Source organism: Rhodococcus sp. 14C212 (assembly GCF_011058195.1).
Classification (GTDB): Bacteria; Actinomycetota; Actinomycetes; order Mycobacteriales; family Mycobacteriaceae; genus Rhodococcus; species Rhodococcus aetherivorans.
In genome coordinates this window covers 1-13,737 of record NZ_JAALEH010000039.1, presented here as the reverse complement: position 1 = coordinate 13,737, position 13,737 = coordinate 1, and the positions used below count along the sequence as shown (strand labels likewise).

Here is a 13,737-nt window from a genome sequence, read left to right as displayed (position 1 = left end):
CGACTAAGCGCATTCCGCTGGGCACCGGACTGGTCACCCTCGCCGAGCCCGTCGAGCAAGACCTGCGCATCCTCGCCCGCCCCGTCCTCGAGGAACTCGCGGACTCGGTGGAGGCCACCGCCCACCTCGTCGTACGCGAATCCGAGACCGAGGCCCGCGCGCTCACAGTCGTCGAACCGCGACGTTCGACGGTGCACATCGCCTTCAGTCCCGGCCAGATCATCCCGACCGACCGAGGCCGAGCGAATGTATCGCTCACTCGATCAGACCGACAGCACGATACATTCGCTCACTCGACCCCCAGCGTGCCGAGAGTGAGCCACCTCGCGCACGAAGCCGTGACGTGTCTCCTGCCACGAGCGGGCCGAGAAGGACGCCCATCTGCTCACGGGCGTGCACAATTGAGTGGCCGGCCCGTTCCGACCGGCCACTCGCACTACCCGACTCCACGCATCACGGAAGGTCTGGAATGAGTTCGACGGAGATCAGCGCCGACCCCCACGCCGGCACGCTGCGCAGCCCCCGCTTCTGGCTGGCGCCGGTCGTCGTGGTGACCGCCGTGATGGCGGCCCTGGCGGCCCTCTACATCGGCAGCATGATCAATCCGGCCGACAATCTGCACAGGTTCCCGGTCGCCATCGTGAACCAGGATGTCGGCGACGTGCTCCCCGGCTCGGATCAGCAGCGCAACCTCGGCGCCGAGATCACCGCCGCCGTCGCCGACGGGGTCGATCCGGAGGAGATCGATCTGCAGCAGGTCGGGATCTCCGCGGCGACCTCGGGACTCGACTCGGGCCGGCTCTACGGGGCGATCGTGATTCCGAGCGACTTCACCAAACGCACGTCGATCCTTGCGCAGGGCAGCGTGATCCCCGGCGACATCGAGAAGCCGATCATCACCGTCTACACCAACCCGCGCACCGGCACCTTCGGCAAGGGCATCGTCGAGTCGATCGCCGACCGCGCCCTGACCGCCGTGAACACCACCGTCGGCGAGCAACTCACCACCACCGTCACCGACACCCTCGCCACCAGCGCCCCCGATCTGCAGCTGTCCGGCGGAAGCCGGTTGGTGCTGGCGGATCCGATCGACGTCCGCTTCGTCGAGCACAAGCCGCTGCCCGACGGCACCGGGCTGGGCCTGTCCGCGTTCTACTACACGCTGTTGCTCATCCTCGCGGGCTTCACCGGCGCCACCATCGTCAACTCGCTCGTCGACAGCGCCCTCGGGTTCGTCCCCACCGAGTACGGGCCCTGGTACGTCGACCGGAAGACGGCGCACCTGTCGCGGTTCCGGGTCCTGCTCGTGAAGTGGGCGATCATGGTGATCCTGGGGCTGATCGTCTCCGCGCTCTACCTCTGGATCGCGACCCTGCTCGGCATGCCCGTGACCCGCGCCCTGCTGCTGTGGGAGTACGGCGCCCTCGCGATCACCGCCGTGGGTGTCACCTCGATCTCGGTGATGGCAGTGTTCGGCTCCGCGGGTCTGCTGGTGAACCTGTTGATCTTCATCATCCTGGGCCTGCCGTCGTCGGGCGGCACCGTGCCGCTCGAGGCCATGCCGCCGTTGTACTCGTGGCTGTCGACGTTCGAACCGATGCACCAGGTGTACATCGCGACCCGGGCCATCCTGTACTTCGACGGCAGCGGCCCGGCGGGTCTTACGCGGGGCGCCCTGATGACACTCCTCGGACTCGGCATCGGTCTCGTGCTGGGTGGGGTGGTGTCCCGGATCTACGACGTGCGCGGATTCCACCGCCGCAGCGACGCCGAACCCGCACCCGTCCCGGCCTCGGCGTAACGACGCGAAAGACAGGACCCCGCTGCTCCTCGAGGGCAGAGCAGCGGGGCCCCGGGTCTCGAACGTAGCGTTCCGATTCCGCCCCGCCCAGCCGCGCCGGGGTGAAACGGGGGATGAAATCGCAGGGGTGCAGACTGGAGGGGTGCGCACCGTCCTGGTTCCCGACACCGCCGGCGGGGAACCGCTCGGCGCATGGACCGTTCCGGTCGGCGGCGACGGACGCCCGCTCGAGGCGGCCGAACACCACGACGACCTCGCGACGGCCGTGCGGACGCTCGAGGCGGCAGACCCGCCACGGTGGATCTGGACCGGTACCGCGACCGTGTACCCCGCCCTGCTGCGCGCCGGCGTCCGGGTGCGCCGATGCCACGACCTCGCGTCCACACGCGCGATCCTGAACGTACGCGCCGGGATTCCCGCACCGCCGGAGCAACGACCGGTCGACGAGCGTCCCGGGCTGTTCGACGTCGCCCCCACGGTCGACCTCGAGACCGTGCTTGCCGAGGTCGAGCGGCAGCGCACCGAACTCGCCGGCAATGCCCGGCTCGAACTGCTCGTCGCCGCCGAATCGGCGGGCACACTGGCCGCCGCGGAGATGGGTTTCGACGGGTTGCCGTTCTCCGCCGACGCCCACCGCCGGGTGCTCGAGCGCACCCTCGGTCCGCGCCCCGCCGACGACGGGCTGCCGCCCCGGATCGCGGAACTGAACGCACGGATCGGCGAGGTGTTCGGTCGTGCGCTGAATCCGGCCTCGCACACCGAAATTCTCGACGCGTTCCGGCGCGAAGGCATCGACCTGTCGTCCACCCGCAAATGGGTGCTGCGCGAACTCGACCATCCGGCGGTGCCCCTGCTCTTGCAGCACCGGGACCTGTCGAAGCTGCACAGCACCAACGGCTGGCAGTGGCTCGACACGTGGGTGCGCGGCGGCCGGTTCCATCCGGTCTATGTGCCCGGCGCCGTGGTATCCGGGCGCTGGGCGAGCCGCGGGGGTGGGGCCCTGCAGATCCCGAAGGCGCTGCGGTCGAGCGTGATCGCCGAGCCCGGGCACGTCTTCGTGATCGCCGACGCCGGCCAGCTCGAACCGCGGATCCTGGCCGCAATGTCCGGCGACCCGCGGATGACGGCGGCGGCGGGCGGCGACGACCTGTACGCACCGGTGGCTACAGCCGCGTTCGGCGGCGACCGGGCGAAGGCGAAGGTGGCAGTGCTCGGCGTGCTCTACGGTGCGACGGCCGGCGAGTCACGTGCGCTGCTCACCCTGCTGCGCAGGAGCTTTCCCGAGGCGGTGGAGTTCGTGGAAAGCGCCGCACGTGCCGGGGAGCGCGGTGAGGTGGTGCATTCGTGGCTCGGCCGCGCGTGCCCGCCGCCGGGTGCCGACTTCTTCGCGCACGGTGACGCGCGGGCGCGGGGGCGGTTCACCCGCAACTTCGTCGTCCAGGCGACGGCCGCCGAATGGGCGCTGTGCGTGCTGGCCGATCTGCGCCTGCGCCTGGCCGCCGACGACACCGGCGAACTCGTCTTCTTCCAGCACGACGAGATCGTGGTGCACACCCGCACCCCGGACGCCGCGACGGCACACCTGTCCGCCGCGGTGGAGTCGGCGACCCGACTGCTGTTCGGTGACACGAAAGTGCTTTTCCCCATGCATGTCTCGATACGGGAACGCTACGGCGAGGACGAGTCGTAGGCGGCGTGCGTCCACAGATGGAACGCGGCGTAGGCCCGCCACGGACTCCACTGCCGGGCCCGCGCCGTCGCCTCGCGGGCAGAGCCCACGCCGAGTGCCCTGCGCAGCACCAGATCTCCGGCGGGATACGCGTCACGGTCCCCGAGGACGCGGACGGCGAGGTAGTCCACGGTCCACGGCCCGATGCCGGGCAGCGCCGCCAGATCGGTACGGAACCGCACCGGTTCGGCCGGATCGAGCCCGTCGGCCGCGGCGCGAGCGAGCGCCAGCACGGTCCGCACCCGTGCCCGGGTGAGCCCCACCGCACCCTGCACCTCGTCGACATCCGCGGCGGCAAGCCGCTCCGGGGCCGGAAAGCAGCGCATATCACCGGATCCCGGAGCGCCGTAGCGGGCGACGAGCCGGCCGGCGAACGTGGCAGCGGCGGCGACGCTGACCTGCTGACCCAGCACGGTCTGCACGGCGGTGTCGAACCAGTCCGTCGTCCCGAGCACGCGCAGTCCCGGCCGGACCGCCACCATCGGGGCGAGCTGCGGATCGGTGCCGAGCGCCGCGTCGATCACGGCCGGCTCGGCGTCGAGATCCAGCCACCGCCGGACGGTCTGCTCGACCTCGGGCAGATCGCGGCGGTCCGCGTCGATCCGGACGGGCACATGCTCGGCGTCGGGCCGGGGCCGGATCGCGACCACCGCCGGGCCGTGCCGGCCCCGCACCGACCGCACGTGCGTGCCGGTGGCCGCGTCGTGTCGTTCGAGGCCGGCGACGGTGTGGCTGCGCAGGGCCGCCAGCATCGGGGCGGTGGCCAGCGGCGGCGTCACCGCCAACCGCAGGGCGACGCTCACGCCGCGGCCTCGAGCCGCAACAGGGTGCGCTTGGCGTCCACGCCCCCCACGTACCCGCCGAGGTCCCCGTCGCTGCGCACCACCCGGTGGCACGGCAGGACAACGGGCAACGGATTCCGCGCGCACGCCGTACCCACCGCCCGGACGGCACGGGGGCTGCCGGCCACGGCCGCCACCTGGGCGTAGCTGGCGGTACGGCCGTAGCCGATGCGCGGCAGGTGGGTGATGACCTCCCGGCGGAAGCCCCTGGCCAGGCGCAGGTCGAGCGGCAGGTCGAACGCGGTGCGGGCCCCGTGGAAGTACTCGTCGAGCTGGCGGACGGCGACGTCGAGCCGGGCGGACGTGGCGAGGATGCGCGGGCTGATGTCGGCGGCGAGCCGGTCGAGGACCGCCTCGTGGTCCTCGGCGGCGTAGGCGACCCGCACGAGGCCGGCGGGGGTGGCGGCGAGCAGCAGCGGTCCCACGGGGGTGCCGACGATCCGGTAGGCGACGTCGAGCAGGTCGGCGGCCTCGGCGGCGACGACGAGCCGGGCGTGCAGGCGCGTCAGGTCGGCGGGGTCGACGGGCGGTGTTTCGAACGTCATGACGGGTCCTCCGTCGGGTAGCGGCGGCGCAGCGCGGCCCGGCCGTCGGCGGCGGCGCGGCGCGCGGCGTCGGTGGAGTTGCCGAGGATCGCGGCGATCTCGGCGTAGGGCAGGCCGACGACGTGGTGGTAGACGATGGCGGCGCGCTGGGTGAACGGCAGCGCGGCCACCGCCGACCACAGGTCGTCGTCGGGCTCGGGCATCCCGGAGGCGAGGGGGCGTTCCGGCAGGGCCGCGACGGGCACCGGTGTCCGCGCCCGGGCACGGTGGACGTCGACGGCCTTGCGGTGCGCGATCGTGACGAGCCACGCCTCGACGTTGCTGCCCGGACGCAGCGCCGGGTAGGCGCGCAGCGCGGCGAGGAACGTCTCGGACCACGCGTCGTCGGCGTCGACCGGACCGAGCAGCGCGCGGCACACCCGCAGGACGGTGGCGCCGTGCTCGGCGACGACCCGCTCGAACGGCGGCAGCGGGTCAGGGGACGGCATGGGCCACCTGCGCCTCCCGGTCGAGCAGGTAGCGCTTGCGGGCGAGACCCCCGGCGTATCCGGTGAGGTTGCCGTCGCGGCCGATCACGCGGTGGCAGGGCACGACGATGCTGACGGGGTTGCGGCCGTTCGCGGCGGCCACCGCACGCACCGCCGTGGGGTGACCGACGGCGGCGGCGAGGTCCGTGTAGGTGCACACCGTGCCGTACGCGACGGTCCGCAGCGCCTGCCAGACGCGGAGCTGGAAGGCGGTGCCGTGCAGTGCCAGAGGCACGGTGAACTCGGTGCGCTGCCCGGCGAAGTACTCGCCGAGCTGCTCGGTGACCTCCTCGAAGCCGGTCGCCGCGACCTCTCCGAAGGTGCGCGGGCCGGGCCGGTGCCGGTGTTCGACGAGGTACAGGCCGCTGAGTGCCCCGCCCGTCCGCACCAGGGTCAGCGGTCCGATCGGTGAGTCGACGACCGTGTGGGTTCGCGTCGCGTTCACGGGGTTGATCCTTCCATCCGGCGTATACGAGGTAGACGCATCGGCGGACGGAAATGTGAGAACCAGCCATCCGTGGTGCAGCCCATACGGGCGAGGATGGAATACCCGGGACAGGGGTCGTGTTGAACAGGTCGGATCGGCACGCTCCGTGTCCCCCGGGCTCAAGTAATTTGCCTTTGCAGAGTTCCGTCCGGCTGGAGCTGCATTGCGCCTTTCGCCGTGAGGCGACCGGGCGTGCCGGTCCTTTTTCTTTCTTCCCGTCTCGGCGAGCGTGGCCCCGCCCCAGGGCCGCGATCCGCGGTCGCGACGTCGAGCCTCTCGGTCGACGCCGATATAGTCGTCTTCACTCGTCGCGTCGCTTATCGATTCGGGACAGGAAGCGGCAGTTGAAGCCTCTCGCACGCTATGCCTCACTGAACAACTACGTCGAACTCGCCCACTCGCTGGGCCTGGACCCCGCCTCTCTCGTCAGGAGCGCCGGCCTGGACCCGGCCGGCCTGAGCCTGCAGGACCGCTGGGTGCCGGCAGCGACGATCGCCGAGTTGCTCGAACGCTCCGCCGCCGAGTCCGGCCGGGACGACTTCGGTCTCGCCCTCGCCGAGTGCCGGCGATTCTCCAACCTCGGCCCGCTGAGCCTGGTCATCCGGGAGGAGCCCGACGTCCGCAGCGCGCTGAAGGTCCTCATGCGGTACGAGCACATGTACAACGAAGCCCTGCGCACCCGGTTGAACGAACACGGCGGTGTCGCAACCCTCCGGCTCACCCTCGACCTGGGGAAACCGGGAACCTTCCGCCAATCTGTCGAGCTCGCCGTCGGAGTTCTGCACCGATTGCTGCAAGGCTTCCTCGGGCCGGCCTGGCAGCCCGTCACCGTGTCGTTCACCCATCCCGCCCCGCACAACATGCGCACGCATCTCCGGACCTTCGGACCCGTCGTGGAATTCGAGCAGGACTTCGACGGAATCACCCTCTATGCCAAAGACCTCGACTCCCCCAATGCGATGTCCGATCCGCTGTTGCGGCCCTACGCCCAGCAGCTCCTGGATTCGATGCATGCCCCTCGTGAGGCGACGACGCTCAATCGCGTCCGCGAGCTGATCGAACTCCTGCTTCCCACCGGTCGTTGCTCGATCGAGCAGGTCGCTCGCAGCCTGGGGGTGGACCGCAGGACGGTGCACCGCAGACTCGCCGACGACGGCTACACCTTCTCGTCGCTCCTGGATTCGGTCCGCGCCGAACTGGCCGGACACATGGTCGGCAACCGGCGCTACTCCCTGACCGAGGTCTCCGAACTGCTCGGATTCTCCTCGCCCGGCAACTTCTCGCGCTGGTTCCGGAAGCGCTTCGGCTGCACCCCGAGTCGCTGGCGCGCCGGAGACTCGTCATCGGAACAGATCCAGGCACGTCACATCGACACGACCTGACGTGATGCCGAAGCTCGGCCTGAGCACCATCCGCCGCAAAACGCGACATGCCCTGCGCGGTTGGGGGGAGAATCCCACTCATGCACGCCACCGCCGGAACACGCGAGCGCGACGTCCGGCGGTACGCCTTCGGTTCATACGCATCGTCCGCACCTCCGGTGCAGGACTCGAGAACGCGACGTCGGGGCGGGAAGGCACCGAGCCGATCCCGGGCTCGACCGCATCGGATTCTTCGTACCAGGAGACACGGCTGTGGGATCGAAATCCGCACCCTCGAAATCCAAGAAGAAGGGCAAGGCTCACGGGGACGGGAAACGTGAGCCGCAGCAGCGTGCCGATACCGGTGAATTGCACGCGCCCACCGTCGAGCTCACCCCGCCGATGAAGAACAAGGAATACCGGCGCCTGCTCAGACCGCTCCACGCCGAGCTCGTCGCGGTGCAGGAATGGGTGAAAGCGTCGGGCGCGAAAGTCTGCATCGTGTTCGAGGGGCGTGACACCGCCGGGAAGGGCGGAGTCATCAAGGCGATCACCGAGCGGGTGAGCCCTCGGGTGTTCCGCGTGGTCGCGTTGCCCGCACCGACCGAGCGGGAGAAGACGCAGATGTATGTGCAGCGATATCTGCCGTATCTGCCGGCCGGTGGTGAGGTCGTGATCTTCGACCGCAGCTGGTACAACCGCGCCGGTGTGGAACGGGTGATGGGCTTTTGCACCGAGGAGGAGGCGCACCGCTTCCTCCAGCTCGTTCCGGCCGTCGAACGCGCGATGGTGGAGGCGGGTGTAGTCCTGCTGAAGTACTGGCTCGAAGTGAGCGAGGAGCAGCAGACCGCACGGTTGCAGAGCCGGATCGACGATCCGCGCAAGATCTGGAAGCTGTCGGACCTCGATCTGCAGTCGTACAGCCGGTGGTACGACTACTCACGGGCGCGGGACGAGATGTTCCGCTTCACCGACACCGGCTGGGCACCGTGGTATGTCGCCGACAACGACGACAAGAAGCGCGGGCGGCTCAATATCATCAACCATCTGCTGAGCAAGATCCCCTACGAGCCCCTGGAAAGTCGCGACATCACCCTCCCGGCGCGGCAGAGCCCCGACAACTACCGGGTGACGACGCAACCGCTGCACTGGATCCCGACTCCCTACTGACGTCCGCGCCGGGAAAGGACCGCCCGTCATGGCCTCGACAGAACGCACACCGGAACGGGCGGACTCCCCCGCCACTGGGCAAGCACCCATCACGTGGCACGCCCAGAGTGCCGACGTCGTGGTGTCCGCACTGGCCTCGGACACGCAATCCGGACTGACGAGCGACGAGGTGGGCGAGCGTCGCCGACGCTACGGGTCCAACAGCATCGTCTCCGAACCCGCACCGTCGGCACGGGCGCTCGCGCTGCTCCAGCTGAAGGATCTGATGAACCTGATGCTGGTCGCGGTGGCGGTCGTCAGCGTCGTCATCGGGGAGATTCCCACCGCCATCATCGTTGCCGTACTCGTCGGACTCAACGTGGTCCTGGGCACCCGGCAGGAGTTGAAGGCCCGCGCCAGCGTCGATGCACTGGCGAAGATGCAGACCCCGCAGGCGCGGGTGACCCGTGACGGGACACTGGTTCAGCTCGCGGCCACCGACCTGGTGCCGGGCGACGTCGTGCAGCTCGAGGCGGGCGACATCGTCCCTGCCGACGGCCGACTGCTCATCTCGGCCACCCTCGAGACGCAGGAGGCGGCACTGACGGGCGAGAGTGCCCCCGTCCCGAAGGATCCCCAGACCCTCGGCGCCGCCGACGTCCCCCTCGGCGACCGCAGCAACATGGTCTTCCAGAACACCTCGGTCACCCGCGGCACCGCCACCATGGTGGTCACCGAAACCGGCATGCACACCCAGATGGGCCGCATCGCCTCGATGCTCTCGGCCGTCGCGCCGAGCAAGTCGCCGCTGCAACGCGAACTGAATTCGCTCACCAAGTTGCTCGGCATCATCGCGTGGACCGCGGTCGCTCTCATCGTCGTCCTCGGAGTGATCCGCGGACAGAGCCTGACCACGGTGTTGCTGCTGGGCATCTCCATGGGGGTCTCCGCGATCCCGACCGGCCTGCCGACATTCGTCCAGGCCATGCTCGCCTACGGTGCCCGCCAGCTGGCCGAGGCGAAGGCCGTCGTGAAGAACCTCACCGACGTCGAGACCCTCGGCGCCACCAGCGCGATCAACTCCGACAAGACCGGCACGCTGACCATGAACCAGATGACCGTGCGGTCGCTGTACTTCCACTGCCGCTGGTACAGCGTCGACGGCGAGGGGTACAGCAAGTCGGGACGCATCACCCACGTCGCAGGCGAGGCGCCCCCCGACTTCACCCTGCTCGCCTACGGGCTGTGCCTCGACAGCGACGCCACCGTCTCCGACACCGGACAAGTGGTCGGCGATCCCACCGAGGCCGCCCTGGTGGTGCTCGCAGCGAAGGTCGGCATCGACGCCCCGCAGACCCGGCGGACGTATCCCCGCGTCGCCGCCGTGCCGTTCGACTCCGCGTACAAGTTCATGGCGACGTTCCACCACCTACCGGTCGACGGCACCACCCGATTCGTGGAACTGGTCAAGGGCGGACCGGACGTCGTTCTCGCGCGGTGCGCGAGCGCCTTCCGTCCCGGCCGGCAGGCGGTACCGATCGGCGACGTCCGGCAGGAACTGCTCGCGGCGAACCAGGCCATGTCCGAGAAGGGCCTGCGCGTCCTGGCGTTCGCCGTACGCCTGCTCGACGGGCAGGAGCAGGCCGTGAACGCCGACCCCATGTCGTTCGTCGAGGACCTCACGTTCGTCGGTATGGTCGGCATCATCGACCCACTCCGGCCGGAGGCCATCGAGGCCGTGCGCACCGCCCACGAGGCCGGCATCGAAGTCCGGATGATCACCGGAGACCATGCGATCACGGCGTCGGCGATCGGTGCCGAGCTCGGCCTCGGGCCGGGCGCGATCGGCGGCGCCGAGCTGCAGGCCATGTCGGACGAGGAACTGACGGCAGCACTGCCGAACCTCCACGTCTTCGGTCGCGTCACCCCCCAGGACAAGCTCCGTCTCGCCGGCGTCATGCAGCAGAGCGGGGCAGTGGTGGCGATGACCGGCGACGCGGTCAACGACGCCGCGGCTCTGAAGAAGGCCGACATCGGGGTGGCCATGGGCTCGGGCAGCGAGGTCACCAAGCAGGCCGGCAAGATGGTCCTCACCGACGACAACTTCGGAACGCTGATCACCGCGATCCGGTTGGGCCGCAACATCTACGAAAAGATCGTCTCCTACATCCGCTACCAGATGTCGAAACTGTTCTCACTGGTTCTGCTGTTCCTCGTCGCGAGCATCTTCGACATCAACGACGGGGTGGCGCTCACCCCGCTGATGGTGCTGTTCCAGCACTTCTTCATCACCCTGTTCCCGGTCGCCGTCATCATGCTCGACCCCCCGCCGCCCGACCTGATGAACAAACCACCCCGCGACCCCGAGATGCCGATCGCCAACCGGAAGGCATTCACACAGTGGCTGGCCTACGGCATCCTGCAGTTCGCCGTCACCCTCGCCGCGATGCTCCTCGCTCCGGGCGAGATGAGCACCACCGAAGCGAACGTCCCCATGACGACGGCATTCGTGGTGCTGTCGTTCGGATCCATTCTCGCCGGACTCGTCATGCGGCGCGATCCGGAGTCCGGCCTACAGGCACCGATACTCGGGGCGCTGAAGATCCTGTCGATTCCCGTCGTGGTCACCGTATTCGCTGTCGAAATCGGCTTCCTCCAGGAACTTCTGATGACCACATCGCTGACCGGCGGTCAATGGCTCGCCTGCCTCGGCTGGTCCCTGATCGTCCCGATCGTCGTCGAGGCGGAGAAGGCGCTGCGCCGCCGCCGTCGAGCGGTATCGCCGGCACTGCTGCCCCCCGAGGTCGCAGTCGGCCCGCAACGAGCCGGCGCGCACTGACGCCGACTCCTACGGGCATCCCGGATAGGGGCCGCAATCATCGGTCGGCATCGCCTTGATCACCGGTGCGACGTGGGCGCGGGTGGCTGCGATCGTCCTCGCCGCCTTGTCGATCCTGGCGAACTTCATGTGGCTGCCGTACTACCCGTGGTGGTCGGTGCTCATTATCGCTCTCGATGTGGTGGTGATCTGGGCCGTCTCTACCTGGAATCCCCGAGCCGCTACTACCAGAGCTGATCGGCGGTCCCTCGCAGAACCCGAGTGCAGGACCGGACCGGGAGCGCGCCGCCGGACGCCGGCGGCGGCGGGGTGCCGGCCGACCGCCGGTGGTGAGCGCGCACCCGCCCCTCGGCCACATCCCTCGTGCTGCGGCCTCTCGACGTCGTGGTGACAGACTTCCACTGCCGCGGGGCATGGCCATCGGCCTGTTGCGCTCCCCGATCGCGGTCTGACGCAACACCCCGCCACCCGAGGTCCTTCACATCGGCGCCCTCCGGGACGCGCTGTCCCGCATCGGATTCGCGACCCACGCCGCCTCGGGACCGATCAACGAGTCCGGATACGACGAACCGTGCGGACCGGATACACCGGCTCGGCCCCCGTGTCCCCAAATGAACAGTTCTGCGTCCCGCAGGGATAAGCACCCGGGCACACCTTCCACTACTGTTAGGTCCATCACACAGAGTCGGCTGGGGAGAGGGAAGGTCGGTCGCGGCCGCGACATCGCCCACCTCATCCCGCCGGAACGCCAGCTGTCGAGCACGGCAACGTGCCCGCGACAGCCCGGATCCCGCGCAGCGGGAAGCAACTACATCCCGAGAAACATCCAGGTGCCGAAGCCTGCCCGGCGGACCGGGCCGGTAGGCGCGACAAGGAGGAGACTGTGGCAAAAGCCGTCCGCTTCTACGAGACCGGTGGCCCCGAGGTCCTGCGCTGGGAAGCCGTCGAGGTCGGCGAGCCCGGACCGGGCGGGGTCCGGATCCGGCACGAGGCCGTGGGGCTCAACTTCGCCGACACGTATTTCCGGACCGGCCTGTACCCCGCCCCGTTGCCGGCCGGCATGGGCGTCGAGGCCGCCGGCGTCGTCGAGGCCGTCGGCCCGGGCGTGTCCCACGTGCGGGAGGGTGACCGGGTCACCTACACCGGCAGCCCGCTCGGCGCCTACAGCACCGAACGCGTGATGCCCGCCGAACACCTCATCCCGCTGCCCGATGCCATCGGGTTCGACACCGCCGCGGCGATGACCATGCGCGGCTTGACCACCGCTTACCTGCTGCGCCGGATCCACCCGCTGAAGGCCGGCGACACCGTACTGCTGCACGCCGCGGCAGGAGGCGTGGGTCTGATCTTCACCCAGTGGGCGAAGTTGTTGGGCATCAACGTGATCGGAACTGTCTCCAGCGAGGAGAAGGCCGAGATTGCGCGCACTCACGGGTGCGATCACGTCGTGATCTACACGCGGGAGGACGTCGCGCAGCGAGTGCGGGAACTGACGGACGGCGCCGGCGTTCCCGTGGTGTTCGACAGCATCGGCAGGACGACGTACTCGGCCTCCCTCGATTCGCTGGCCCGTCGCGGTCTGCTGGTGTGCTTCGGCACCGCCTCCGGACCGATTCCGCCGATCGACGCGATGCAGCTCGCGGTCAAGGGCTCGTTGTTCGTGACCCGTCCGGCGCTGGCGGACTACATCGCCGACCCGGCCGAGCGGGCCGAACTCGCCGCAGAGCTGTTCACCCACGTCGCTACCGGGAAGATCGCCATCGAGATCAATCAGCGGTACGCACTCGACGACGCGGTCCGCGCCCACCACGATCTCGAAGCCGGCCGCAGCATCGGCTCGTCGGTCTTCACCCTCTGACCCCGGCTGGGCGGGGTGTTGCTCCGGACACCACCGCCACCCCACCACCCACGAAGGATCTGTCATGACTACCACCACCCGGCCGTCGGAGACGACCACGAGCACCACGCGGGAGTTCCGCGTCGAACCGCTCACCTGCACCATCGGCGCCGAACTGTTCGACGTCGACCTCGGGGAGGTGTCGCGTGACCACGCGCTGTTCGAGCAGCTGCACGCACTCCTGCTCGAATACAAGGTGCTCTTCTTCCGCGATCAGGACTTCACCCGCGCCGAGCACGTGGCGCTGGCCGAGCGGTTCGGTCCGCTCGAGGATCACCCGGCGCTCGGCAGCGACCCCGACCATCCCGGTCTGGTGCGGATCTACAAGGACCTCGACAGCGCGCCGGAGCACTACGAGAACGCCTACCACTGCGACGCCACGTGGCGGCCCAACCCCCCGATGGGGTCGGTGCTGCGCGCCGTGGAGATCCCACCGGTCGGCGGCGACACCGTCTGGGTGAACATGGCCGAGGCCTACCGGCGGCTGCCGCAGTCGGTCAAGGACCGGATCGCCGGGCTGCGGGCCCGGCACAGCATCGAGGCCAGCTTCGGTGCCGCCC

General features: G+C 69.5%; 11 protein-coding genes and 1 pseudogene. 8 read left to right on the top strand and 4 right to left on the bottom strand.

The window, feature by feature from the left end:
• Positions 1 to 5: 5 nt before the first annotated feature.
• The 3 genes and pseudogenes from G6038_RS31410 to G6038_RS17585 all read left to right on the top strand — a co-directional run.
• Positions 6 to 257: pseudogene (locus tag G6038_RS31410) on the top strand (IclR family transcriptional regulator); the annotation flags it as partial.
• A 212-nt stretch (positions 258 to 469) separates the two neighbouring features.
• Positions 470 to 1,801 carry a DUF3533 domain-containing protein gene (locus G6038_RS17590; RefSeq protein ID WP_165039099.1) on the top strand — a complete coding sequence of 444 codons (1,332 nt, stop codon included), beginning with the start codon at positions 470 to 472 and terminating at the stop codon, positions 1,799 to 1,801.
• A gap of 142 nt (positions 1,802 to 1,943) precedes the next feature.
• Positions 1,944 to 3,491 (top strand): bifunctional 3'-5' exonuclease/DNA polymerase, encoded by a 1,548-nt coding sequence (locus G6038_RS17585; protein WP_346772842.1) that lies wholly within the window; start codon positions 1,944 to 1,946, stop codon positions 3,489 to 3,491.
• On the opposite strand, the gene G6038_RS17580 is transcribed toward G6038_RS17585, so the two are convergent.
• From G6038_RS17580 to G6038_RS17565, 4 genes are read right to left on the bottom strand one after another with little or no spacing between them, the layout of a single operon-like run.
• A complete protein-coding gene (locus tag G6038_RS17580; protein WP_165039098.1) occupies positions 3,470 to 4,333 on the bottom strand; it encodes a DNA-3-methyladenine glycosylase 2 family protein in 864 nt (287 codons plus the stop codon). The genes G6038_RS17585 and G6038_RS17580 overlap by 22 nt on opposite strands.
• Complete coding sequence (locus G6038_RS17575) at positions 4,330 to 4,917, bottom strand: methylated-DNA--[protein]-cysteine S-methyltransferase (RefSeq protein WP_165039097.1); 588 nt, start codon at positions 4,915 to 4,917, stop codon at positions 4,330 to 4,332. The genes G6038_RS17580 and G6038_RS17575 overlap by 4 nt, the downstream gene beginning before the upstream one ends.
• The gene (locus tag G6038_RS17570) at positions 4,914 to 5,405 is read right to left on the bottom strand and encodes a sigma-70 family RNA polymerase sigma factor (protein WP_165039096.1); all 492 of its coding nucleotides are present in this window, start codon (positions 5,403 to 5,405) and stop codon (positions 4,914 to 4,916) included. Before G6038_RS17570 ends, G6038_RS17575 begins: the two co-directional genes overlap by 4 nt.
• Positions 5,392 to 5,889, bottom strand: a complete 498-nt coding sequence (locus G6038_RS17565; RefSeq protein WP_165039095.1) for a methylated-DNA--[protein]-cysteine S-methyltransferase — start codon at positions 5,887 to 5,889, stop codon at positions 5,392 to 5,394. Before G6038_RS17565 ends, G6038_RS17570 begins: the two co-directional genes overlap by 14 nt.
• A 386-nt stretch (positions 5,890 to 6,275) precedes the next feature.
• On the opposite strand from G6038_RS17565, the gene G6038_RS17560 reads away from it, so the two are divergent.
• The 5 genes from G6038_RS17560 to G6038_RS17540 all read left to right on the top strand — a co-directional run.
• Entirely contained in the window at positions 6,276 to 7,313 is a 1,038-nt protein-coding gene (locus tag G6038_RS17560; protein WP_165039094.1) for an AraC family transcriptional regulator, read from the top strand.
• Between the two features lie 348 nt (positions 7,314 to 7,661).
• Positions 7,662 to 8,462: a polyphosphate kinase 2 gene (gene ppk2 / locus G6038_RS17555; protein WP_206024986.1), complete on the top strand. Its 801-nt coding sequence runs from the start codon at positions 7,662 to 7,664 to the stop codon at positions 8,460 to 8,462.
• Positions 8,463 to 8,490: 28 nt separating this feature from the next.
• Positions 8,491 to 11,280 (top strand): cation-transporting P-type ATPase, encoded by a 2,790-nt coding sequence (locus G6038_RS17550; protein WP_206024980.1) that lies wholly within the window; start codon positions 8,491 to 8,493, stop codon positions 11,278 to 11,280.
• An 883-nt stretch (positions 11,281 to 12,163) separates the two neighbouring features.
• Positions 12,164 to 13,138, top strand: a complete 975-nt coding sequence (locus G6038_RS17545) for a quinone oxidoreductase (protein WP_165039092.1) — start codon at positions 12,164 to 12,166, stop codon at positions 13,136 to 13,138.
• 64 nt (positions 13,139 to 13,202) lie between these two features.
• Positions 13,203 to 13,737: TauD/TfdA family dioxygenase (locus G6038_RS17540; RefSeq protein WP_165039091.1), on the top strand; the 535-nt coding region annotated here is incomplete at its 3' end.